Below are 18,636 nucleotides of genomic sequence, written 5' to 3'. Positions count from 1 at the left end.
GATTACGCACCCGCCCCGGCACGCGCACGGAGAAGAGCCGCGGGGGCGACGTCCTCGAGGGGCAGACCGCGGCGGGCCGCGATCTCCTCGGGACGCTGCAGGCCCTTGAGGGCCTCCACGGTCGCGTGCACGATGTTGATCTGGTTGTCGGAGCCGAGCGACTTCGACAGCACGTCGTGGATACCGGCGCACTCGAGCACGGCACGCACCGGACCACCGGCGATAACGCCGGTACCCGGGGACGCGGGCTTGAGCAGCACGACGCCGGCAGCCTTCTCACCCTGGATGGGGTGCGGGATGGTGCCCTGGATGCGGGGGACCTTGAAGAAGTGCTTCTTGGCCTCCTCAACGCCCTTGGCGATGGCGGCCGGCACCTCCTTGGCCTTGCCGTATCCGACACCCACGGTGCCGTCACCGTCGCCCACCACGACCAGCGCGGTGAAGCTGAAGCGACGACCACCCTTCACAACCTTGGCGACACGGTTGATCGCGACGACGCGCTCAACGTAAGCGGTCTTCTCGGCGGCAGCTGCGCCGCCGTCACGGCCCTTCCGGTCCCGCCGCTCGCCGCCACCGGCACCGCCACCGCGGCGCTGGGGTCCAGCCATTGGAATTACCTCTCTCTGTTTCCGCTAGCGATACGGAACCGGCTCAGAACTTCAGTCCGGCTTCGCGGGCGGCGTCCGCCAGGGCGGCGATGCGCCCGGCGTACTGGTTGCCACCACGGTCGAACACGACGGCCTCGACACCGGCGGCCTTGGCGCGCTCGGCGACCAGGGCACCGACCTGCTTGGCCTGCGCGGACTTGTCGGCCTCGCCACCGCGGATCGAGGTGTCCAGGGTGGACGCCGACGCAAGGGTGTGCCCCTTGAGGTCGTCGATCACCTGGGCCACGATGTGGCGGTTGGAGCGGGTAACGACCAGACGGGGACGCTCCGCCGTACCGGCGATCCGCTTGCGGATCCGGATGTGACGGCGCTTGATCGCGGCGCGCTTGTAGGCGTCGCCCTTGAGGATCTTCTGTCCGTATGCCATGGCTTACTTACCCGCCTTTCCGACCTTGCGGCGGATGACTTCGCCCTCGTACTTGACGCCCTTGGCCTTGTACGGGTCGGGCTTGCGCAGCTTGCGGATGTTGGCCGCAACCTCGCCGACCTTCTGCTTGTCGATGCCCTCGACCGAGAAGCGGGTCGGGGACTCCACCTTGAAGGTGATGCCCTCGGGGGCCTCGACGGTGATCGGGTGGCTGTAGCCGAGGGAGAACTCCAGGTTCGAACCCTTGGCGAGCACGCGGTAACCGACACCGCTGATCTCGAGCTTCTTCACGTAACCCTGGGTCACGCCGGTGATCATGTTCGCCACCAGCGTGCGGGACAGGCCGTGCAGGGCCTTGCTCTGACGCTCGTCGTTGGGGCGGGTGACGTTCAGAACGCCGTCCTCACCCTTGGCGATGTCGATCGGCGCCACGACGGTGTGAGTCAGCGAGCCCTTCGGGCCCTTGACCGAGACCGTACGGCCGTCGATGGTGACGTCCACGCCGGCGGGAACCGCGATGGGGAGCTTGCCGATGCGCGACATAGCTGTTTCCTCCGTTCCCTTCCGCTACCAGACGTAGGCGAGGACTTCCCCACCCACGCCCTTCTTGCCGGCCTGCTTGTCGGTGAGGAGCCCGTGTGACGTGGAGATGATCGCCACGCCGAGGCCACCCAGCACCTTGGGCAGGTTGGTGGACTTCGCGTACACCCGGAGACCGGGCTTGGAGATCCGCTTGATGCCCGCGATGGAGCGCTCACGGTTCGGGCCGAACTTCAGCTCGAGAACGAGGTTCTTGCCGACCTCGGCGTCCTCGACCTTCCAGCCCGTGATGAAGCCCTCCTGCTGGAGGATCTCCGCGATGTGAGACTTGATCTTGGACGCCGGCATCGTCACGGAGTCGTGGTACGCCGAGTTCGCGTTCCGCAGACGCGTAAGCATGTCTGCGATCGGATCAGTCATGGTCATGAATTGGCCTTCGGCCTCTCTCGCCGGGGTTTCCTGGTGCGCCATCCCTCTCCCCGATCCGAGACGGGACGGGTGCGGCGCGGTGGACCTACGGCGTAGTAAGTCGTACGGGCGGCAGACGCCCAACCCCACCAGCCTAAGGCATGGGGAGCCGGACCTCTGCCGACCCAGATGCTTACCGAGAGCCTGAATAACCCGGAATTACCGGATTACCAGGAGCTCTTGGTCACGCCCGGCAGCTCGCCACGGTGAGCCATCTCACGAAGGCACACGCGGCACAGGCCGAACTTGCGGTAGACGGAGTGCGGGCGGCCGCAGCGCTGGCAGCGGGTGTAGCCACGCACACCGAACTTGGGCTTGCGAGCAGCCTTAGCGATCAGAGCCTTCTTCGCCATCTCGCTCACGCCTCCTTGAACGGGAAGCCGAGGTGACGAAGGAGCGCGCGGCCCTCAGCGTCGTTGGTCGCCGTGGTGACCACGGTGATGTCCATACCCCGGACGCGGTCGATCTTGTCCTGGTCGATCTCGTGGAACATGACCTGCTCCGTGAGACCGAAGGTGTAGTTGCCACGGCCGTCGAACTGCTTGGGGGACAGGCCGCGGAAGTCGCGGATGCGCGGCAGCGCGAGCGACAGGGTGCGGTCCAGGAACTCCCACATGCGGTCGCCACGGAGCGTGACGTGGGCACCGATCGGCTGGCCCTCACGCAGCTTGAACTGCGCGATGGACTTGCGGGCCTTGGTGACGGCCGGCTTCTGACCGGTGATCGTGGTGAGGTCGCGGATGGCGCCCTCGATCAGCTTGGAGTCGCGGGCGGCGTCGCCCACACCCATGTTGACCACGATCTTGACGAGGCCGGGGATCTGCATGACGTTCTCGTAGGAGAACTCCTCACGCAGCTTGCCCGCGATCTCCTCGCGGTACTTCGTCTTCAGACGCGGAGTGGTGGTGGTCGTCATCAGATGTCCTCACCCGTCCGCTTGGCAACGCGGATCTTGTTGCCTTCGTCGTCGAAGCGGTAACCGACGCGCGTCACGACCTTGTTGCCGTCCTTCTCCACGACCAGCTGGACGTTGGAGACGTGGATCGGCGCCTCGGTGGTGACGATGCCGCCGGCCTGCGAACCGCGAGCGGTCGGCCCGGCCTTGGTGTGCTTCTTGACCCGGTTGACACCCTCGACCAGGACGCGGTCCTCGCGGGGGAAGGCCGCGATGACCTTGCCCTGCTTGCCCTTGTCCTTACCGGTGATGACCTGGACCAGGTCGCCCTTCTTGATCTTCATGCTCACAGCACCTCCGGCGCGAGGGAGATGATCTTCATGAACTTCTTCTCGCGCAGCTCACGGCCCACCGGGCCGAAGATACGGGTGCCACGAGGGTCGCCGTCGTTCTTCAGAATGACGGCGGCGTTCTCGTCGAAGCGGATGTACGAGCCGTCCGGACGGCGGCGCTCCTTGACGGTGCGAACGATGACCGCCTTGACGACGTCACCCTTCTTCACGTTGCCACCGGGGATCGCGTCCTTGACGGTGGCGACGATGACGTCACCGATACCCGCGTAGCGGCGGCCCGAGCCACCGAGCACACGGATGCAGAGGACTTCCTTCGCACCCGTGTTGTCGGCGACACGCAGCCGCGACTCCTGCTGGATCACGTCTATCTCCTGTTTGTCTGCCGGTTCCCCGGGAGCCGCTCAGTGAGCGGCTCCCGGAGCCTGGCGGAACTGACCTGCGGGGATTACCGCAGGAATTACTTGGCCTTCTCGAGGACCTCGACGACGCGCCAGCGCTTCGTCGCGGACAGCGGCCGGGTCTCCATGAGGAGGACGCGGTCGCCGACACCCGCGGCGTTCTGCTCGTCGTGAGCCTTGAGCTTGTTGGTACGGCGGATGACCTTGCCGTACAGCGCGTGCTTGACGCGGTCCTCGACGGCGACGACGACGGTCTTGTCCATCTTGTCGCTGACGACCAGACCCTCGCGCGTCTTGCGGAATCCGCGTGCCTCGGTGTTCTCAGTCACGTTGCTCTCGCTCATCAGGCGCTCTCCACCGTCTCGATGCCCAGCTCGCGCTCACGCATCAGGGTGTAGATCCGCGCGATGTCCTTACGGACGGCCTTGAGCCGACCGTGGTTCTCGAGCTGACCCGTCGCCGCCTGGAAGCGGAGGTTGAACAGCTCTTCCTTGGCCTCGCGGAGCTTCGCGAGAAGCTCCTCGTTGCCCAGCTCGCGCAGCTCGGACGCCTTGGTACCGGCCGACATCACGCTTCACCTGCCTCGCGCTTGACGATCCGGCACTTCATCGGCAGCTTGTGGGCCGCACGAGTCAGCGCCTCACGGGCGATCTTCTCGTTGGGGTAGGACAGCTCGAACATGACCCGGCCCGGGTGCACGTTCGCGATCCACCACTCGGGAGAACCCTTACCGGAACCCATGCGGGTCTCGGCCGGCTTCTTCGTGAGCGGGCGGTCCGGGTAGATGTTGATCCAGACCTTGCCGCCACGCTTGATGTGGCGGGTCATCGCGATACGGGCCGCCTCGATCTGGCGGTTGGTCACGTACGCCGGCGTGAGGGCCTGGATGCCGTACTCGCCGAACGCAACCGTCGTACCGCCCTTGGCCTGACCACGGCGCTTCGGGTGGTGCTGCTTGCGGTGCTTGACCCTACGGGGGATCAGCATTTCGGTCAGGCCTCCGTTCCGGTGCTCTCAGCCGGAGCGGCAGCGGCGGGCGCCTCGGCCTTGGGGGCCTCGGCGGCCGGAGCCGACTGCTGCTGCGGCTTGCGACCGCGCCGCTCGCCACCGCGGCCACCACGGGCCGGACGGTCGGCGCCACCGCGGGCCGGGCGGTTACCCGCACGGGCGGCAGCGTTCTCGGCGCGGACCTCGGCGATGTTCTTGACGTCGCCCTTGTAGATCCAGACCTTCACACCGATGCGGCCGAAGGTCGTCTTGGCCTCGAAGAAGCCGTAGTCCACGTTCGCGCGGAGCGTGTGCAGGGGCACACGGCCCTCGCGGTAGAACTCCGAGCGGGACATCTCGGCGCCGCCGAGGCGGCCACCGCACTGGATCTTGATGCCCTTGGCGCCGGCCTTCATGGCGGACTGCATGCTCTTGCGCATGGCCCGACGGAAGGAGACGCGGGAGGAGAGCTGCTCGGCGACGGCCTGGGCCACGAGCTGAGCGTCCGTCTCGGGGTTCTTGACCTCGAGGATGTTCAGCTGGACCTGCTTGCCGGTGAGCTTCTCGAGGTCGCCGCGGATGCGGTCGGCCTCGGCGCCGCGGCGGCCGATGACGATGCCCGGACGAGCCGTGTGGATGTCCACGCGGACGCGGTCACGGGTGCGCTCGATCTCGACCTTGGAGATGCCGGCGCGCTCCATGCCGGACGTCATCATCCGACGGATGGCGACGTCTTCCTTGACGTAGTCCTTGTACAGCTTGTCGGCGTACCAACGCGACTTGAAGTCGGTCGTGACACCGAGCCGGAACCCATGCGGGTTAACCTTCTGGCCCATTACCGGGTTCCTTCCTTGCTGCTGACGACCACGGTGATGTGGCTGGTCCGCTTGCGGATCCGGTAGGCGCGGCCCTGGGCGCGCGGACGGAACCGCTTCAGGGTCGGGCCCTCGTCGACGTACGCCTCGGAGATGTAGAGGCTGTCGGCGTCGGTGTGGTCGTAGTTGTGCGCGGCGTTGGCAATGGCGCTGTCCAGCACCTTGCCGACCGGCACGCTCGCGGCCTGCGGGGCGAAACGCAGGACCGCCTGAGCCTCCGTGGCATCCATGCCACGGATGAGGTCCACCACGCGGCGGGCCTTCATGGGCGTGACGCGGATGTACCGCGCCTGGGCCCTGGCTTCCATGGTTGTCCCTTCAGTGTTTGTCATGGTCTTTCACACCCCGCTGACTAGCGGCGCTTCGACTTCCGGTCGTCCTTGACGTGACCCCGGAAGGTGCGCGTCGGCGAGAACTCGCCGAGCTTGTGGCCGACCATGGACTCGGTGACAAACACCGGGATGTGGGTCTTGCCGTTGTGCACCGCGATCGTGTGGCCGAGCATCGCCGGGACGATCATCGAGCGACGGGACCAGGTCTTGATGACGTTCTTGGTACCGGCTTCGTTCTGCGTGTCCACCTTCTTGATCAGGTGGTCGTCGACGAAGGGTCCCTTCTTCAAGCTACGAGGCATCTCAACCCGTCCTTAGCGCTTCTTGTTCGTCTTGCGGCGGCGGACGATGTACTTGTTCGACGCCTTCTTGGGCGAACGAGTACGGCCTTCCTTCTTGCCCCACGGGGACACGGGGTGGCGACCACCGGAGGTCCGGCCCTCACCACCACCGTGCGGGTGGTCCACCGGGTTCATGACCACACCACGGACGGTCGGGCGAACGCCCAGCCACCGCTTGCGGCCCGCCTTGCCCCAGTTGATGTTGCTCTGCTCGGCGTTGCCGACCTCGCCGACGGTGGCGCGGCAGCGCACGTCGACCAGGCGGATCTCTCCGGACGGCATGCGCAGGTGGGCCATCGAGCCCTCCTTCGCGAGCAGCTGCACGGAGGCACCGGCGGAGCGGGCGAACTTGGCACCGCCACCGGGACGGAGCTCGATCGCGTGGATCGTGGTACCGACCGGGATGTTGCGGAGGGCCAGGTTGTTGCCCGGCTTGATGTCGGCCCCGGGACCGTTCTCGACGCGGTCACCCTGCTGCAGGTTGCGCGGGGCGAGGATGTAGCGCTTCTCGCCGTCGGCGTAGTGCAGCAGCGCGATGCGCGCGGTGCGGTTGGGGTCGTACTCGATGTGCGCGACCTTCGCCGGCACGCCGTCCTTGTCGTGACGACGGAAGTCGATCACGCGGTAGGCGCGCTTGTGTCCGCCACCCTGGTGGCGAACGGTCACACGACCGGCGTTGTTACGGCCGCCCTTGCTGTGCAGCGGGCGGACCAGCGACTTCTCCGGCGTGGACCGCGTGACCTCGACGAAGTCGGCGACGGAGGAGCCACGGCGGCCCGGCGTCGTCGGCTTGTACTTGCGGATTCCCATTTCTCAGTCCTCGTCCGATTCCGGACGATCCGGACCTCCGTCAGGAGGTCGGACCGCCGAAGATGTCGATACGGTCGCCCTCGGCAAGGGTCACGATCGCGCGCTTGCTGTCGGCACGCTTGCCGAAGCCGGTGCGGGTCCGCTTGCGCTTGCCCTGGCGGTTGATCGTGTTGACCCCGGTGACCTTGACCGAGAAGACCGCCTGGACGGCCTCCTTGATCTGGGTCTTGTTGGAGCCCGGCGCGACGATGAACGTGTACTTGTTCTCGTCGAGGAGCGCGTAGCTCTTCTCGGACACGACCGGCTTCAGCAGCACGTCACGGGGGTCCGTGAACGCCTTGCTGGCCGGGGTGACGACGGTGTTCTTGCCCTCGGCCTCGTGGCGGCGCGCCTTGGCGACGCGCGCGGCCTTGGCGGCCTTGGCGGCCTTCGAGGCGATGCTCGGGTGACGGGTAGCCATCAGGCCTCGCTCCCTTCGGTGTCAGCAGCCTGCGACTGAGGCGCGCCAGACACGAAGGACTCGAAAGCGGCCTGGGTGAAGACCACGTCGTCCGAGACGAGAACGTCGTACGTGTTCAGCTGGCCCGGCTCCAGGATGTGGATCTGGGGCAGGTTGCGGGCGGACAGCCACGCGGCCTCGTCGGCGCGGTCGACGACCAGGAGCAGGTTCTTGCGCTCCGAGATCTTGCCGAACAGCGTCCGGGCGGCCTTCGTCGACGGGTTGTCACCCTCGACGACGCCGGAGACGACGTGGATGCGGTTGTGACGCGCCCGGTCGGTGAGGGCGTGACGCAGGGCGGCAGCCTTCATCTTCTTCGGGGTGCGCTGCGAGTAGTCGCGCGGCACGGGACCGTGCACGACGCCACCACCGGCGAACTGCGGCGCGCGGGTCGAGCCCTGACGGGCGCGGCCGGTGCCCTTCTGGCGGTACGGCTTCTTGCCGCCACCACGGACTTCACCGCGGGTCTTGGTCTTGTGCGTGCCCTGGCGGGCAGCGGCCAGCTGTGCGACGACGACCTGGTGGATCAGCGGGATGCTGACCTTCTCGACGTCGAAGATCTCCGCGGGGAGTTCGACGGTCCCGGCCTTGTCGCCCGCCGGCGAAAGGATGTCAACAGTGCTCATCGGTTACCTCAGGCCCCCTTGGCCGCGGTGCGGACCAGGACGAGGCCGCCGTTCGGACCGGGAACCGCGCCCTTGATGAGCAGCAGACCCTTCTCCGCGTCAACGGCGTGGACGGTCAGGTTCTGGGTGGTGACCCGCTCGTTGCCCATGCGGCCGGCCATGCGGAGGCCCTTGAACACGCGGCCCGGGGTGGCGCAGCCACCGATGGAACCGGGCGAGCGGTGCTTGCGCTGGGTGCCGTGTCCGGCGCCGAGGCCCTTGAAGTTGTGACGCTTCATGACACCGGCGAAGCCCTTGCCCTTGCTCTTGCCGGTCACGTCGACCTTGATGCCGGCCTCGAAGACCTCGGCGGTGACTTCCTGACCGAGCGTGTACTCGGCGGCGTCGGCCGTACGGATCTCGACGAGGTGGCGGCGGGGGGTGACGTCGGCCTTGGCGAAGTGGCCCTTGAGGGGCTTGTTCACCTTGCGCGGGTCGATCTCGCCGAAGGCGATCTGGACGGACTCGTAGCCGTCGACATCGTTCGTGCGGACCTGGGTGACGACGTTGGGCCCGGCCTTGACGACGGTGACGGGAACAACGCGGTTGTTCTCGTCCCACACCTGCGTCATGCCGAGCTTCTCGCCCAGGATGCCCTTGATCTGCTTGGTCATCTTCAGATCACCGGCCTCAGAGCTTGATCTCGATGTCGACACCGGCCGGGAGGTCGAGTCGCATCAGAGAGTCAACGGTCTTGGGGGTCGGGTCGAGGATGTCGATCAGGCGCTTGTGCGTGCGCATCTCGAAGTGCTCGCGCGAGTCCTTGTACTTGTGCGGCGACTTGATGACGCAGTACACGTTCTTCTCAGTGGGCAGCGGCACCGGGCCCGCGACCGACGCACCAGTGCGAGTCACCGTCTCGACGATCTTCTTCGCCGAAGAGTCGATGACCTCGTGGTCGTAGGCCTTGAGCCGGATGCGGATCTTCTGTCCCGCCATGGCTACTTCGTAGTCCTGTCTCTCGTAACGCTCTGGACCCGGTGGTCCTTGTCCATTCCGCTCCCCCTCCGACCCACGCGGTCGGGCGTGTCGCACCCTCGCTGACACGGATGTCCCTCTTCGGGACTTCCCTGCATGGGAGTGCGGACCCTTCCGGAACCGCGGGCCGGGGGCGAGAGGCCCACCGGGTGCCTGGCCTGCACCCCGCTGACGCTTCCCGGAAGATTCCCGTACGTCCGCCCCTGATCAGAGGCGACGAGTACTGTGGGACTCGCTTCCGGTCCCCCCGGCGGGAGGCGCGCAGCATCGGCACTCGACCGAGCAACCCCGCTAGTCTGCCATACGGGACGCGGGGCTGGCCAATCGAAGCGGATGACTGTACCCCACGTCACCGATGGGTACACGCGGGGACGGGTTGCGGCTCAGCCGGCCCGGCCGTTCTCCGCGTTCCGCAGCCGTGCGAACGGCGCGTCCGGCCCCTTCTTGAGCAGCGTGGCACCGGCCGTTCCAAGAAGCGGTGGATCAGGCGGCTCAGCATGCGAGCAGGCGGATGCCGTCGATGACGTACAGGTGTCCGCCCGCGCGCTTGCCGGCCGGCGCGGGGCTGGAGCGGGCGGTGGGGTTCGGGCGAGCCTCCGCCCACCCTCCCCAGGGTGTTGGCGGAGGCTTCTGCTCCGGTTCACACGATGCCCGCCGAACGTCAGATGACGCCCTGCGCCAGCATCGCGTCGGCCACGCGCTCGAAGCCGGCGATGTTCGCGCCCGTCACGTAGTCGCCGGGGGCGCCGTAGCGGTCGGCGGTCTCGTGGCAGGTGGTGTGGATGTCGTTCATGATGCGGGTCAGCTCCTCCTCGACCCGCTGCGCCGTCCACGACGTACGGGCGTGGTTCTGCGCCATCTCCAGGGCGCTGACCGCGACGCCGCCCGCGTTGGCCGCCTTGCCGGGGCCGAAGGCGACGCCCGCGCGCTGGAGCAGGTGGACGGCCTCGGGCGTCGTCGGCATGTTGGCGCCCTCGGAGACCGCCTTCACGCCGTTGCGGACGAGGGTGGCGGCGTCGTTCTCGTCCAGCTCGTTCTGCGTGGCCGACGGGAGGGCCAGGTCCGCCGGGACCTCCCAGACGCGGCCGCCGGGCACGAAGCGGGCCGAGGCGCCCCGGCGCTCGGCGTACGTGTCGACGCGACCGCGCTCGACCTCCTTGACCTGCTTCAGCAGGTCCAGGTCGATGCCCTTCTCGTCGACGACGTAGCCGGAGGAGTCCGAGCAGGTCACGGCGTTCGCGCCGAGGGCGGCCAGCTTCTCGATCGTGTAGATCGCGACGTTCCCGGAGCCCGAGACGACCGCCGTCTGGCCCTCCAGGTCCTCGCCGCGCTCGCGCAGCATCGCCGCCGCGAAGAGGACGTTGCCGTAGCCGGTGGCCTCCGGGCGGATCAGCGAGCCGCCCCAGCCCGCGCCCTTGCCGGTGAGGACGCCGGCCTCCCAGCGGTTGGTGATCCGGCGGTACTGGCCGAAGAGGTAGCCGATCTCCCGGCCGCCGACGCCGATGTCGCCCGCCGGGACGTCGGTGTGCTCGCCGATGTGCCGGTACAGCTCCGTCATGAACGACTGGCAGAACCGCATGACCTCCGCGTCGCTGCGCCCGTGCGGGTCGAAGTCGCTGCCGCCCTTGCCGCCGCCGATGCCGAGGCCGGTCAGCGCGTTCTTGAAGACCTGCTCGAAGCCCAGGAACTTGATGACGCCCAGGTTGACGGAGGGGTGGAAGCGCAGACCGCCCTTGTACGGGCCCAGCGCGCTGTTGAACTCGACGCGGAAGCCCCGGTTGACGTGGACGCGCCCCTGGTCGTCCTGCCACGGCACCCGGAAGATGACCTGCCGCTCCGGCTCGACCAGCCGCTCGACGAGGCCCGGCTCGGCGTACTCGGGCCGGGCCGCGAGCACCGGTGCCAGCGTTTCCAGGACCTCGTGGGCGGCCTGGTGGAACTCCGGCTGGGCGGGGTTGCGGTGTTCGATCTCCGTGAGGAGGTGGTCGAGCGCGGTCCTGGTCTCGCTTCGCGTCGTCACAGGGGCCCTTTCTGGCACGGCTGACACCGGAGTCCTGCCGGACGGGGGGCTACGGCCCGTCCGGTCGGTCCGGTGAGGGGCGCTCGGCGCCGTTGCCGCGCGCGGGACACTTAAGTGTTACGCGCATGTAAACGTCCTGGCCAGCACCCGGTACAGAGTGCGACCACTATGTGAGACCCGACTATCTCATATCGGGTGATAGTGCGCTTTCAGGAAGCGGATGGTCTCCGAGCCCTGTCACGCGTCCCCGTTGAGCATCGCGGCGGTGAGGACGTTGCCGGCGACGCCCCAGCCGCCGTCGGGGACCTCGTCGACGAGGACGACGGTGGTGGGACGGGCCCGCTCGCCGTAGATCTCCGCGTACAGGTCGGTGGTGCGCTCGACGATCTTCTTCTTGTCCTCGGCGCTGATGGTGCCCGCGGGGACCTTGAAGTGGGCGAAAGGCATGGCTGATCTCCTGAGAGGTGGTGGTGTGGTGCTCGTGGTGGTGGGTGACGCGTCAGACCATGCCGCCGTTGGCGCGCAGGATCTGGCCGTTCACCCAGTGCCCCTCCGGGCCGGCGAGGAAGGCGACCACGGCGGCGATGTCCTCCGGGGTGCCCAGCCTCTCCAGGGGCGGGATCTTGGCGAGCTCGTCGATCCGCTCGGGCGTCTTGCCCTCGAGGAACAGGTCCGTGGCCGTGGGGCCGGGCGCGACGGTGTTCACGGTGATGTCCCGCCCGCGCAGCTCGCGGGCGAGGATCAGCGTCATCGCCTCCACGGCGCCCTTGCTGGCCGCGTACGCGCCGTAGGCGGGGAACTGCGTGCCGACGACGGACGTCGAGAACCCCACGAACGAGCCGCCCGCGCGCAGGCGCCGGGCGGCCTGCTGGGCGACGACGAAGGTGCCGCGGACGTTGGTGCGGTGCACGGCGTCGAACGCCGCCAGGTCGAGGTCGGCGATGGGTGCCAGGACCATCCGCCCGGCCGCGTTCACGACCACGTCGACGCCGCCGAACTCCTCCTCCGCCCGCTCGAACAGCGCGGCGACCTCCTTCTCCTCCGCCACGTCCGCCCGTACGGCGATCGCGCGCCCGCCGTCGGCGGTGATCGCCGCCACCGTCTCCTCGGCGGAGGCCGCGTCGCGGGCGTAGTTCACGACGACGGCCAGGCCGTCCCGGGCGAGCTTGCGGGACACCGCCCGGCCGATGCCGCGTGATCCGCCGGTGACGACGGCGACCCGTACGTCCGCCGGTGCGGGGGTGTCCTGGTTCGTGTCGGTGTTCGTGCTCGTGGTCATGTCCTCCACGATGCGCGGCATCGGCCCGCGCAACCAGGGGATGTCATCCCCTGGGTCGCCGACCCCGGCCGGGCGCAGAATGGGGGCCATGGCAGCTGTGAAGTACGCCGAGCTGGGGGCCTTCCTGCGATCGCGGAGGGAGCGCATCCGCCCGGCCGACGTCGGACTCCCGACCGGTCCCCGGCGCCGGGTGCCGGGGCTGCGCCGCGAGGAGGTCGCCCAGCTCGCCGGGGCGTCGGTGGACTACTACAACGAGCTGGAGCGCGGCGCCGGATCCCAGCCGTCCGAGCAGATGATCGCCGCGCTGGCGAGGGCGCTGCGGCTGTCCGCCGACGAGCGGGACTACCTCTACCGGCTCGCGGAGCGCCCGGTGCCCGTGCAGGGCGGGGCCGCCTCGCACGTGCACCCCGGCATGCTCGACCTGCTCGGCCGTCTGACGTCGACCCCGGCACAGGTGATCACCGACCTGCACGTCACCCTCGTACAGAATCCGCTCGCCGTGGCGCTGGTCGGGGACCAGTCAGGTTTCCGGGGGCCCCGGGCGAGCTTCGTCCACCGGTGGTTCACCGAGCCCGACACCCGGCGCCTGCATCCCGAGGCCGACCACGAGAGCCAGTCCCGCGCCTTCGTCGCGGATCTGCGGGCCGCCGCGGCGCGCAGGGACGCGAAGGACCCCGAGGTCGGCTCGATGATCCGTACGCTGCTCGGCGTCTCCCCCGAGTTCGCGGCGCTGTGGGCCGACCATGACGTGGCCTTCCGGCGGGACGACCGCAAACGCATCGTCCACCCCACTCTCGGCGTGATCGAGGTCAACTGCCTCAACCTGTTCAGCGAGGACGGACGTCAGCGGCTGCTCTGGTTCACACCGGCGGTCGGGACGGACAGCGCGGGGCTGCTGGATCTGCTCGGCGTCGTGGGGACGCAGGATGTCGGCGAGGCGTCGGTCAGCTCTCCGACGCGTACGGGAGGAAGATCGCCCAGGCGCGGGGAGTGACGGACAGGCGGGGCCCCTCTACGGTCTTGGAGTCGCGGATGTGGATGGTGCCGGGGGTGAGGGCCAGCTCGACGCAGGACTCACCGTCGTTGCCGCCGCTGTAGCTGCTCTTGAACCACGCCAGCTCGGACGCTTCCCCGGCGGTGGTCTTGCGGATCATGTCTCTCCCAGCAGTTGTTCGATGAAGGCCAGCGACTCCCGTGGCGAGAGTGCCTGTGCCCGGATCGTGCCATATCGCAGGTCAAGGATGCGCAGGTGTTTGGGGTCCGAAGTCGGCCGCCCGCTGAAGGCACCGTCCGCACGGCCGACCGCCGTGCCATCCGCGAACTTGAGCAGCTCGATCCTGCCGTCCATCCCGGAGTGGGTCTCGCAGTTCATCGGCATCACCTGGAGCACGACGTTGTGCAATCTCCCGACCTCCAACAGTCGTTCGAGTTGCTGACGCCAGGCCATTGTCCCCCCGATAGGGCGACGCAACACCCCTTCTTCCAGGACGAAGCTGAGCGCCGGAGCGGGGGACCGTTCGAAGACGGAACGCCGCGCGAGCCGGGCGGCCACCATGCGTTCCACGTCGTCCGGCGAGTACGGCGGCTGCGCCGCCTCGATCACAGCTCGGGCGTGCTCCGGGGTCTGCAACAGCCCCGCGACGATGTTGCACTCGTACACGCCGATCTCGACCGCCTTGGCCTCCAACTTCCCCAGCTCACGCACCTTCTTTGGGTACCGGACCTTCTTCACGTCCTCCCACGCCGCCGCGATGAGCCCGCCCGCGTCCAGCGCCTCATCAGCCTTGTCCAGGTACTCCCGTCGGGGAATCCGCTTGCCACCCTCGATCTTGTAGACCATGTCTTCGCCGTACCCGACCACCGTCCCGAACTCAGCGGCCCGCATCCCCACCGCCTCGCGACGCAGCTTCAATTGCCGCCCGACGGTTGTGATGACGGCGACTCCCCACTCGTCGTCCGGGTCGACCTCCCACCCTGGCTCATCCGCCTCGCTCTTGAGTCGATCCGTGTCCGCCTCGACTGTCATGCCGTACCTCTCCGTTGTGGCCGCTCGGGATGCACCAGCGCCCTACCCGTACTGACCGTCGTGACAGCCCCGGACACACCGGACAACCACCGGACAGTCACCGTACGTACCCGCTGAGTCACTTCTCACGGTACGCACACGACGCCACGCTGAGTGACGTGAACCAGAAATCCGCCGAACTCACGACCTCTGTCCGCAACTTCAGCGTGCAGCTCTCCCCCACCCCGCGCGGCGCCCGCCTCGCCCGCCTGCTCGCGACCGAGCAGCTCCGCACCTGGGGGCTGCCCCTGGACCCGGCACGCCTCCTCGTCGCCGAGCTGGCCGGCAACGCGGCGACCCACGGGCGCGTCCCCGGCCGCGATTTCCGGCTCACCCTCTACGTCGTCGGCGACACCCTCCGCATCGAGGTCACCGACACCCGGGGCGAAGAGCTGCCCCACCTCCGGACTCCCGCTCCCGACGCGGAATCCGGCCGTGGCCTGCTGCTCGTCGAAGGGCTGGCGGACCGTTGGGGAGTAACGGAGGACCGCTTTCCGCGCAAGACCGTCTGGGCCGAACTGCGCTTCACGCCACCGGGACCCACGTTCTGAGGTCGCGGTGCCGTCGGTGCCTTACCCATAAAAAGAACTCGGGGAAAAGAACCCCACCAAGCCCCACCCCTCCCGCCCGAGGCGCGCAATCACTCGGGCGGGTGAACATCACCGGCTCAGCTGGATTTTCGAGCCCCCGACTCCCCTACGCTCAGCGCACACAACCGCAAAAAGACTTCGGCCCCCGCCGGGACGGCAATCCCAGTGCGAGGGCCTGACCACCGAGGAAGATGAGGCCTTCCTGATGGGTACCCAAAACCCTAGCGCGCCCTCGCGCGCCCAGTCAGCCCCTGCCGACAATCCGACCCGTCCGCGTCGTCACGGCGGCGGCGTCATCCACGAGAACACCCGCCACACCACCCGCTTCGTGGTGATCGGCAACCACCTGGTCCAGCACAGGGAGCTGTCGCTGCTCGCGATCGGCCTCGGCTGCCACATCCAGTCGCTCCCGACCGGCACGGGCGCCGACATCAAGTCGCTCGCCGCACGCTTCCCGGAGGGCCCGACCCGCATCGCCGCCGCCCTGCGCGAGCTGGAGGCCCACGGCTACCTGCGCCGCGAACGCGTACGCACCTCCACCGGCCGCATCGTCACCCGCACGGTCTCCTGCAACCAGCCGAAGACACCCCGCCGCGAGCCGGCCGACACCGGCTGCCCCGACCGTCCGGTCCGGCCCGCCCGCCCGACAGTGCCGCCGCGCCCGGCAGAAGGCCCCCCGGGGCAAGCGGCCCCGCCCCACCCGCCTCGCACCGGCATCCGCAAGGCCCTCCCCGCCGTACCGCAGCCCAGCTGCACCGCCCCCGCGCTCCTCCAGCAGGCCACCGACCTCCTCACCACCCTGCGCCGACACGACCCCCGCCTGCTGCTGTCCGAGACCGACACCGCCCACCTGGCCCCCGGCGTCGCCGCCTGGCTGGAACGGGACGTCGCCTCCACCGCCGTACGCCAAGCCCTGATCTCCGACCTGCCGGACGATCCCCTGCGACGCCCCGCAGCCCTCCTCGCCCACCGCCTCACCGAGAAGTTGCCGCCCCCGCCCCCGTTCCGTGCGCCCTCCGCGGCCACGCCCCCGCCGCCCCGCCACGAACTGCGCAACTGCGACGGCTGCGACCACGCCTTCCGCGCCCCCGAGACCGAAGCCCTCTGCCGCGACTGCCAACGCCGCTCATTCCGGTAAGGAAACACATGGTCAGCCCGCCCCACGAGGCGATGCACCGCATCTTCCAGCACGACCCCGGACTGTTCAGTCGCGTCTCACGCTTCCTCGGGATCGACCTCCCGAAGCCCATCGGGGCTACCGCGCTGCCGACCGACCTCACCGAGGCCAGCCCCGTCGAACGCCGCGTGGACACGCTCCTGCGCTTCGAGACCGCAGAGCAGGGCTCGTTCCTCCTGGCCGTCGAGGCTCAGGGCAGGAAGGACCCGGACAAGCCCGCGAGCTGGGCGTACTACGTCTCATACCTGTGGACGAAGTACCGGCTGCCCGCAGTGCTCCTGGTCGTCTGTCAGGACTACAGCACAGCCAAATGGGCCCAGCAGGCGGTGAGCAGCGGGCCGCCTCACATGCCCACCCTGACCCTGCGCCCTCTTGTCGCCGGCCCGCACAACATGCCAGTGATCACCGACCCGGAGGAGGCCCGCGCCGACCTGGTTCTCGCCAGCTTGGCGGCCATCACACACGCCGCCGAGCCGGTCGTCAATGCGATACTGAAGGCCCTGTCCACAGCGTTGCGGGACGCGCCCGAAGCCCTCGCGGACCCCATCGTCGAATTCACCGCACAGGGCCTGGGCAACCACCCGGCCAAGCACCTCTGGAGGAACCTGGTGGCCGTGGACCTCTCCTTCTACAAGTCCTACATCTCCGAAGAAATCCGCGACGAGGGGCGCGCCCAGCAGGGCGCCCAGGACATCCTGCTCGTCCTGCGACAGCGCGGCCTCGACATCTCCGACGACGTCCGCACGCGCATCACGGAATGCGGCGACCCGGAAGTTCTCCGCGACTGGCTCGCGCGTGCCGTAACCGCGTCATCGGCCGAAGCGATCTTCGAGAGCGAATAGGTCGGCCTCGCACACAGGGCACTCTCCTGTCACGCCACCGTCGACACGCAGAACGGATGCCCCGCCGGATCCAGCAGCACCCGCCACCGGTCCGGCGCCGGCTGGAAGTCGGGCTTGGTCGCACCGAGGGCCAGCAGGCGGGCCTCCGCCGCGTCCAGGTCGTCGACGCCGAGGTCGATGTGGGCCTGCTTCTCCTGGGCGGGGTCCGGCCAGGTGGGGCGGCGGTAGTCGGCCAGGCGGTTGAAGCCGAGGCCGGCCGCGCCGTCCTGCGCGCCGCCGAGCAGGACGAAGTCGTCGGTGGAGTGGACGACGGGCAGGGCGAGGGCCTCGCCGTAGAAGCGGGCCAGTTCGGCGGGGTCGGGGCAGTCGAAGGTGACGGCCGAGTAGCGGAACGCGACGGGTGCCGAGGTGTTCTCCGTGGTGGTCATGGAGGAACCGTAGGACGTGACCAGGACAGGTTCGGTCCTGGTCACGTACCCGTGTTGTGGAAGACTCCGGCAACGTGCTCAGTACTTCCGCCCGGCTGCTGCGGCTGGTCTCCCTGCTCGCCGTCCGTCCCGCCTGGACCTGCGGTGAGCTGGCCGAGCGGATCGAGGTCACGGAGCGCACGGTGCGCCGGGACATCGCCCGGTTGCGGGAGCTGGGGTACGCCGTCGACTCCGACCCCGGGCCGTGGGGCGGCTACCGGCTGCGCCCCGGCACGCGGACGCCGCCGCTCATCCTCGACGACGAGGAGGCCCTCGCCGTGGCCGTCGGGCTGCGGGAGGCCGCGCTCAGCGGGGCGCTGGGCGGGGACCAGGCCGCCCTGTCGGCGCTGCTGAAACTGCGCCAGGTGCTGCCGGGGCGGGTCGCGGACCGGCTGGGTGACATGGACGCCGCCTTCGTGCAGACGCCGAGGTCCGGTGAGGCTCAGATAGCGCCGGGCATGCTGCTGGAGCTGGCGGCCGCCTGCCGACGGGCCGAGCGCGGCCGGATGGCGTACCGGGACCGGGAGGGGCGCGCCAGTGTCCGGGACGTCGACCCGTACCGCCTCGTCCACACCGGGCGGCGCTGGTACTTCGTCGCGCGGGACGTCGAGCGGGGCGAGTGGCGGACCTTCCGGGCCGACCGGGTCGAGCGGCTGCAGCCCACGGGCCGGCCGGTCGAGCTCACCGAGCCGCCGCCCGACCCGGCGCTCCTCGTCTCCCGCGCCACCGCCACCGGGCCGTACCCGCTGCGCGCCACGGTCCGGCTCCCGGTGCCCATGGACCGGGCGCTGCGGCTGATCCCGTCGACCGTGGGCGTCCACCGCCCCGACGGCCCGGACGCCACGATCGTCGACGTCGGCGGCCCGGACGCCGAGGGACTCACCACGTATCTGCTGGGCCTCGGCACCCCCCTGCGCGTGCTGTCGCCGGATTCCGTACGGCGGACGCTGGTGCGCCGTACCCGCGAACTCCTCGAAAGCAACGGGGGTGACGTGCCCTGACGGCACTTCGATCTACGCC

The 18,636-nt window shown here is 69.0% G+C and carries 30 protein-coding genes; 5 read left to right on the top strand and 25 right to left on the bottom strand.

Annotation, left to right across the window (positions count from 1 at the left end):
* Positions 1–2 precede the first annotated feature (2 nt).
* The 22 genes from rpsE to RM812_RS07860 form a co-directional block, all read right to left on the bottom strand.
* Positions 3–608, bottom strand: a complete 606-nt coding sequence (rpsE, locus tag RM812_RS07965; protein WP_004927232.1) for a 30S ribosomal protein S5 — start codon at positions 606–608, stop codon at positions 3–5.
* Positions 609–651: 43 nt separating this feature from the next.
* Positions 652–1,035 carry a 50S ribosomal protein L18 gene (gene rplR, locus RM812_RS07960; RefSeq protein WP_217143309.1) on the bottom strand — a complete coding sequence of 128 codons (384 nt, stop codon included), beginning with the start codon at positions 1,033–1,035 and terminating at the stop codon, positions 652–654.
* A 3-nt stretch (positions 1,036–1,038) separates the two neighbouring features.
* A complete protein-coding gene (gene rplF, locus RM812_RS07955; RefSeq protein ID WP_189229138.1) occupies positions 1,039–1,578 on the bottom strand; it encodes a 50S ribosomal protein L6 in 540 nt (179 codons plus the stop codon).
* A gap of 24 nt (positions 1,579–1,602) precedes the next feature.
* The gene (gene rpsH / locus RM812_RS07950) at positions 1,603–2,001 is read right to left on the bottom strand and encodes a 30S ribosomal protein S8 (protein ID WP_007384075.1); all 399 of its coding nucleotides are present in this window, start codon (positions 1,999–2,001) and stop codon (positions 1,603–1,605) included.
* A 209-nt stretch (positions 2,002–2,210) separates the two neighbouring features.
* Positions 2,211–2,396: a type Z 30S ribosomal protein S14 gene (locus RM812_RS07945; RefSeq protein WP_003948630.1), complete on the bottom strand. Its 186-nt coding sequence runs from the start codon at positions 2,394–2,396 to the stop codon at positions 2,211–2,213.
* Positions 2,397–2,401: 5 nt separating this feature from the next.
* Positions 2,402–2,959, bottom strand: coding sequence for a 50S ribosomal protein L5 (rplE, locus tag RM812_RS07940; protein ID WP_311571685.1), 558 nt, complete (start codon positions 2,957–2,959; stop codon positions 2,402–2,404).
* A complete protein-coding gene (rplX, locus tag RM812_RS07935; RefSeq protein ID WP_003992365.1) occupies positions 2,959–3,282 on the bottom strand; it encodes a 50S ribosomal protein L24 in 324 nt (107 codons plus the stop codon). Before rplX ends, rplE begins: the two co-directional genes overlap by 1 nt.
* Positions 3,283–3,284: 2 nt before the next feature.
* Positions 3,285–3,653, bottom strand: coding sequence for a 50S ribosomal protein L14 (rplN, locus tag RM812_RS07930; protein ID WP_030831680.1), 369 nt, complete (start codon positions 3,651–3,653; stop codon positions 3,285–3,287).
* 95 nt (positions 3,654–3,748) lie between these two features.
* On the bottom strand, positions 3,749–4,033 hold the full coding sequence (gene rpsQ / locus RM812_RS07925) for a 30S ribosomal protein S17 (protein ID WP_161163021.1): 285 nt from the start codon (positions 4,031–4,033) through the stop codon (positions 3,749–3,751).
* Positions 4,033–4,257: a 50S ribosomal protein L29 gene (gene rpmC, locus RM812_RS07920; RefSeq protein WP_003974259.1), complete on the bottom strand. Its 225-nt coding sequence runs from the start codon at positions 4,255–4,257 to the stop codon at positions 4,033–4,035. Before rpmC ends, rpsQ begins: the two co-directional genes overlap by 1 nt.
* Positions 4,257–4,676 carry a 50S ribosomal protein L16 gene (rplP, locus tag RM812_RS07915; RefSeq protein ID WP_004927269.1) on the bottom strand — a complete coding sequence of 140 codons (420 nt, stop codon included), beginning with the start codon at positions 4,674–4,676 and terminating at the stop codon, positions 4,257–4,259. The genes rpmC and rplP overlap by 1 nt, the downstream gene beginning before the upstream one ends.
* 5 nt (positions 4,677–4,681) lie before the next feature.
* Positions 4,682–5,512 (bottom strand): 30S ribosomal protein S3, encoded by an 831-nt coding sequence (rpsC, locus tag RM812_RS07910; RefSeq protein WP_009190135.1) that lies wholly within the window; start codon positions 5,510–5,512, stop codon positions 4,682–4,684.
* The gene (gene rplV / locus RM812_RS07905; protein ID WP_019329637.1) at positions 5,512–5,859 is read right to left on the bottom strand and encodes a 50S ribosomal protein L22; all 348 of its coding nucleotides are present in this window, start codon (positions 5,857–5,859) and stop codon (positions 5,512–5,514) included. Before rplV ends, rpsC begins: the two co-directional genes overlap by 1 nt.
* A 44-nt stretch (positions 5,860–5,903) precedes the next feature.
* Positions 5,904–6,185, bottom strand: coding sequence for a 30S ribosomal protein S19 (gene rpsS / locus RM812_RS07900; protein ID WP_003974263.1), 282 nt, complete (start codon positions 6,183–6,185; stop codon positions 5,904–5,906).
* A gap of 12 nt (positions 6,186–6,197) precedes the next feature.
* Entirely contained in the window at positions 6,198–7,034 is an 837-nt protein-coding gene (gene rplB / locus RM812_RS07895) for a 50S ribosomal protein L2 (protein ID WP_217143312.1), read from the bottom strand.
* Between the two features lie 40 nt (positions 7,035–7,074).
* A complete protein-coding gene (gene rplW / locus RM812_RS07890) occupies positions 7,075–7,494 on the bottom strand; it encodes a 50S ribosomal protein L23 (protein ID WP_007443985.1) in 420 nt (139 codons plus the stop codon).
* Entirely contained in the window at positions 7,494–8,159 is a 666-nt protein-coding gene (gene rplD / locus RM812_RS07885; protein WP_311571684.1) for a 50S ribosomal protein L4, read from the bottom strand. The genes rplW and rplD overlap by 1 nt, the downstream gene beginning before the upstream one ends.
* 8 nt (positions 8,160–8,167) lie before the next feature.
* Positions 8,168–8,812 carry a 50S ribosomal protein L3 gene (rplC, locus tag RM812_RS07880; RefSeq protein ID WP_102929061.1) on the bottom strand — a complete coding sequence of 215 codons (645 nt, stop codon included), beginning with the start codon at positions 8,810–8,812 and terminating at the stop codon, positions 8,168–8,170.
* Between the two features lie 16 nt (positions 8,813–8,828).
* Positions 8,829–9,137 carry a 30S ribosomal protein S10 gene (rpsJ, locus tag RM812_RS07875; RefSeq protein WP_003948644.1) on the bottom strand — a complete coding sequence of 103 codons (309 nt, stop codon included), beginning with the start codon at positions 9,135–9,137 and terminating at the stop codon, positions 8,829–8,831.
* 700 nt (positions 9,138–9,837) lie between these two features.
* Positions 9,838–11,196: an NADP-specific glutamate dehydrogenase gene (gdhA, locus tag RM812_RS07870; RefSeq protein WP_311571683.1), complete on the bottom strand. Its 1,359-nt coding sequence runs from the start codon at positions 11,194–11,196 to the stop codon at positions 9,838–9,840.
* Between the two features lie 237 nt (positions 11,197–11,433).
* Positions 11,434–11,643: a 4-oxalocrotonate tautomerase family protein gene (locus tag RM812_RS07865; protein ID WP_311571682.1), complete on the bottom strand. Its 210-nt coding sequence runs from the start codon at positions 11,641–11,643 to the stop codon at positions 11,434–11,436.
* A gap of 52 nt (positions 11,644–11,695) precedes the next feature.
* Positions 11,696–12,475, bottom strand: coding sequence for an SDR family oxidoreductase (locus tag RM812_RS07860; RefSeq protein WP_311571681.1), 780 nt, complete (start codon positions 12,473–12,475; stop codon positions 11,696–11,698).
* Between the two features lie 79 nt (positions 12,476–12,554).
* Between RM812_RS07860 and RM812_RS07855 the strand changes: the two genes are divergently transcribed.
* Complete coding sequence (locus RM812_RS07855; RefSeq protein ID WP_311571860.1) at positions 12,555–13,469, top strand: helix-turn-helix transcriptional regulator; 915 nt, start codon at positions 12,555–12,557, stop codon at positions 13,467–13,469.
* Here RM812_RS07855 and RM812_RS07850 read toward each other — a convergent pair.
* Positions 13,420–13,629, bottom strand: a complete 210-nt coding sequence (locus RM812_RS07850) for a DUF397 domain-containing protein (RefSeq protein WP_311571680.1) — start codon at positions 13,627–13,629, stop codon at positions 13,420–13,422. The two genes, RM812_RS07855 and RM812_RS07850, sit on opposite strands and share 50 nt — an antisense overlap.
* The gene (locus RM812_RS07845) at positions 13,626–14,501 is read right to left on the bottom strand and encodes a helix-turn-helix domain-containing protein (RefSeq protein ID WP_311571679.1); all 876 of its coding nucleotides are present in this window, start codon (positions 14,499–14,501) and stop codon (positions 13,626–13,628) included. Before RM812_RS07845 ends, RM812_RS07850 begins: the two co-directional genes overlap by 4 nt.
* A gap of 158 nt (positions 14,502–14,659) precedes the next feature.
* Here RM812_RS07845 and RM812_RS07840 point away from each other — a divergent pair, with 158 nt between their 5' ends.
* The 3 genes from RM812_RS07840 (at position 14,660) to RM812_RS07830 (ending at position 17,149) form a co-directional block, all read left to right on the top strand.
* Positions 14,660–15,091: an ATP-binding protein gene (locus RM812_RS07840; RefSeq protein WP_311571678.1), complete on the top strand. Its 432-nt coding sequence runs from the start codon at positions 14,660–14,662 to the stop codon at positions 15,089–15,091.
* A gap of 244 nt (positions 15,092–15,335) precedes the next feature.
* Entirely contained in the window at positions 15,336–16,268 is a 933-nt protein-coding gene (locus tag RM812_RS07835; RefSeq protein ID WP_311571677.1) for a helix-turn-helix domain-containing protein, read from the top strand.
* 8 nt (positions 16,269–16,276) lie between these two features.
* Positions 16,277–17,149, top strand: coding sequence for a hypothetical protein (locus tag RM812_RS07830; protein ID WP_311571676.1), 873 nt, complete (start codon positions 16,277–16,279; stop codon positions 17,147–17,149).
* A 29-nt stretch (positions 17,150–17,178) separates the two neighbouring features.
* Here the strand turns inward: RM812_RS07830 and RM812_RS07825 are convergent, their stop codons facing one another.
* Positions 17,179–17,577, bottom strand: a complete 399-nt coding sequence (locus tag RM812_RS07825) for a VOC family protein (protein WP_311571675.1) — start codon at positions 17,575–17,577, stop codon at positions 17,179–17,181.
* A 74-nt stretch (positions 17,578–17,651) separates the two neighbouring features.
* On the opposite strand from RM812_RS07825, the gene RM812_RS07820 reads away from it, so the two are divergent.
* A complete protein-coding gene (locus RM812_RS07820; RefSeq protein WP_311571674.1) occupies positions 17,652–18,617 on the top strand; it encodes a helix-turn-helix transcriptional regulator in 966 nt (321 codons plus the stop codon).
* Positions 18,618–18,636: the final 19 nt, after the last annotated feature.

It is taken from the genome of Streptomyces lancefieldiae (assembly GCF_031845825.1).
In the GTDB taxonomy this organism is placed as follows: domain Bacteria; phylum Actinomycetota; class Actinomycetes; order Streptomycetales; family Streptomycetaceae; genus Streptomyces; species Streptomyces lancefieldiae.
Note: the sequence above shows the minus strand (reverse complement) of the source record. Positions and strands in the feature narration are given on the sequence as shown.

Excerpts from the sequence above, each read along its gene's own strand:
- RM812_RS07825 (WP_311571675.1), bottom strand. The coding sequence starts at position 17,577 with ATGACCACCACGGAGAACACCTCGGCACCCGTCGCGTTCCGCTACTCG.
- rplF (WP_189229138.1), bottom strand. The coding sequence starts at position 1,578 with ATGTCGCGCATCGGCAAGCTCCCCATCGCGGTTCCCGCCGGCGTGGAC.
- rpsS (WP_003974263.1), bottom strand. The coding sequence starts at position 6,185 with ATGCCTCGTAGCTTGAAGAAGGGACCCTTCGTCGACGACCACCTGATC.
- rpmC (WP_003974259.1), bottom strand. The coding sequence starts at position 4,257 with ATGTCGGCCGGTACCAAGGCGTCCGAGCTGCGCGAGCTGGGCAACGAG.
- rplW (WP_007443985.1), bottom strand. The coding sequence starts at position 7,494 with ATGGCTACCCGTCACCCGAGCATCGCCTCGAAGGCCGCCAAGGCCGCC.
- rpsJ (WP_003948644.1), bottom strand. The coding sequence starts at position 9,137 with ATGGCGGGACAGAAGATCCGCATCCGGCTCAAGGCCTACGACCACGAG.
- rplB (WP_217143312.1), bottom strand. The coding sequence starts at position 7,034 with ATGGGAATCCGCAAGTACAAGCCGACGACGCCGGGCCGCCGTGGCTCC.
- RM812_RS07865 (WP_311571682.1), bottom strand. The coding sequence starts at position 11,643 with ATGCCTTTCGCCCACTTCAAGGTCCCCGCGGGCACCATCAGCGCCGAG.
- rplD (WP_311571684.1), bottom strand. The coding sequence starts at position 8,159 with ATGAGCACTGTTGACATCCTTTCGCCGGCGGGCGACAAGGCCGGGACC.
- RM812_RS07830 (WP_311571676.1), top strand. The coding sequence starts at position 16,277 with ATGGTCAGCCCGCCCCACGAGGCGATGCACCGCATCTTCCAGCACGAC.
- rplR (WP_217143309.1), bottom strand. The coding sequence starts at position 1,035 with ATGGCATACGGACAGAAGATCCTCAAGGGCGACGCCTACAAGCGCGCC.
- RM812_RS07860 (WP_311571681.1), bottom strand. The coding sequence starts at position 12,475 with ATGACCACGAGCACGAACACCGACACGAACCAGGACACCCCCGCACCG.
- rpsQ (WP_161163021.1), bottom strand. The coding sequence starts at position 4,033 with ATGAGCGAGAGCAACGTGACTGAGAACACCGAGGCACGCGGATTCCGC.
- RM812_RS07855 (WP_311571860.1), top strand. The coding sequence starts at position 12,555 with ATGGGGGCCATGGCAGCTGTGAAGTACGCCGAGCTGGGGGCCTTCCTG.
- RM812_RS07850 (WP_311571680.1), bottom strand. The coding sequence starts at position 13,629 with ATGATCCGCAAGACCACCGCCGGGGAAGCGTCCGAGCTGGCGTGGTTC.
- rpsC (WP_009190135.1), bottom strand. The coding sequence starts at position 5,512 with ATGGGCCAGAAGGTTAACCCGCATGGGTTCCGGCTCGGTGTCACGACC.
- rpsH (WP_007384075.1), bottom strand. The coding sequence starts at position 2,001 with ATGACCATGACTGATCCGATCGCAGACATGCTTACGCGTCTGCGGAAC.
- RM812_RS07945 (WP_003948630.1), bottom strand. The coding sequence starts at position 2,396 with ATGGCGAAGAAGGCTCTGATCGCTAAGGCTGCTCGCAAGCCCAAGTTC.
- rplX (WP_003992365.1), bottom strand. The coding sequence starts at position 3,282 with ATGAAGATCAAGAAGGGCGACCTGGTCCAGGTCATCACCGGTAAGGAC.
- rplV (WP_019329637.1), bottom strand. The coding sequence starts at position 5,859 with ATGGAAGCCAGGGCCCAGGCGCGGTACATCCGCGTCACGCCCATGAAG.
- rplP (WP_004927269.1), bottom strand. The coding sequence starts at position 4,676 with ATGCTGATCCCCCGTAGGGTCAAGCACCGCAAGCAGCACCACCCGAAG.
- rplE (WP_311571685.1), bottom strand. The coding sequence starts at position 2,959 with ATGACGACCACCACCACTCCGCGTCTGAAGACGAAGTACCGCGAGGAG.
- RM812_RS07845 (WP_311571679.1), bottom strand. The coding sequence starts at position 14,501 with ATGACAGTCGAGGCGGACACGGATCGACTCAAGAGCGAGGCGGATGAG.
- RM812_RS07835 (WP_311571677.1), top strand. The coding sequence starts at position 15,336 with ATGGGTACCCAAAACCCTAGCGCGCCCTCGCGCGCCCAGTCAGCCCCT.
- rplC (WP_102929061.1), bottom strand. The coding sequence starts at position 8,812 with ATGACCAAGCAGATCAAGGGCATCCTGGGCGAGAAGCTCGGCATGACG.
- rpsE (WP_004927232.1), bottom strand. The coding sequence starts at position 608 with ATGGCTGGACCCCAGCGCCGCGGTGGCGGTGCCGGTGGCGGCGAGCGG.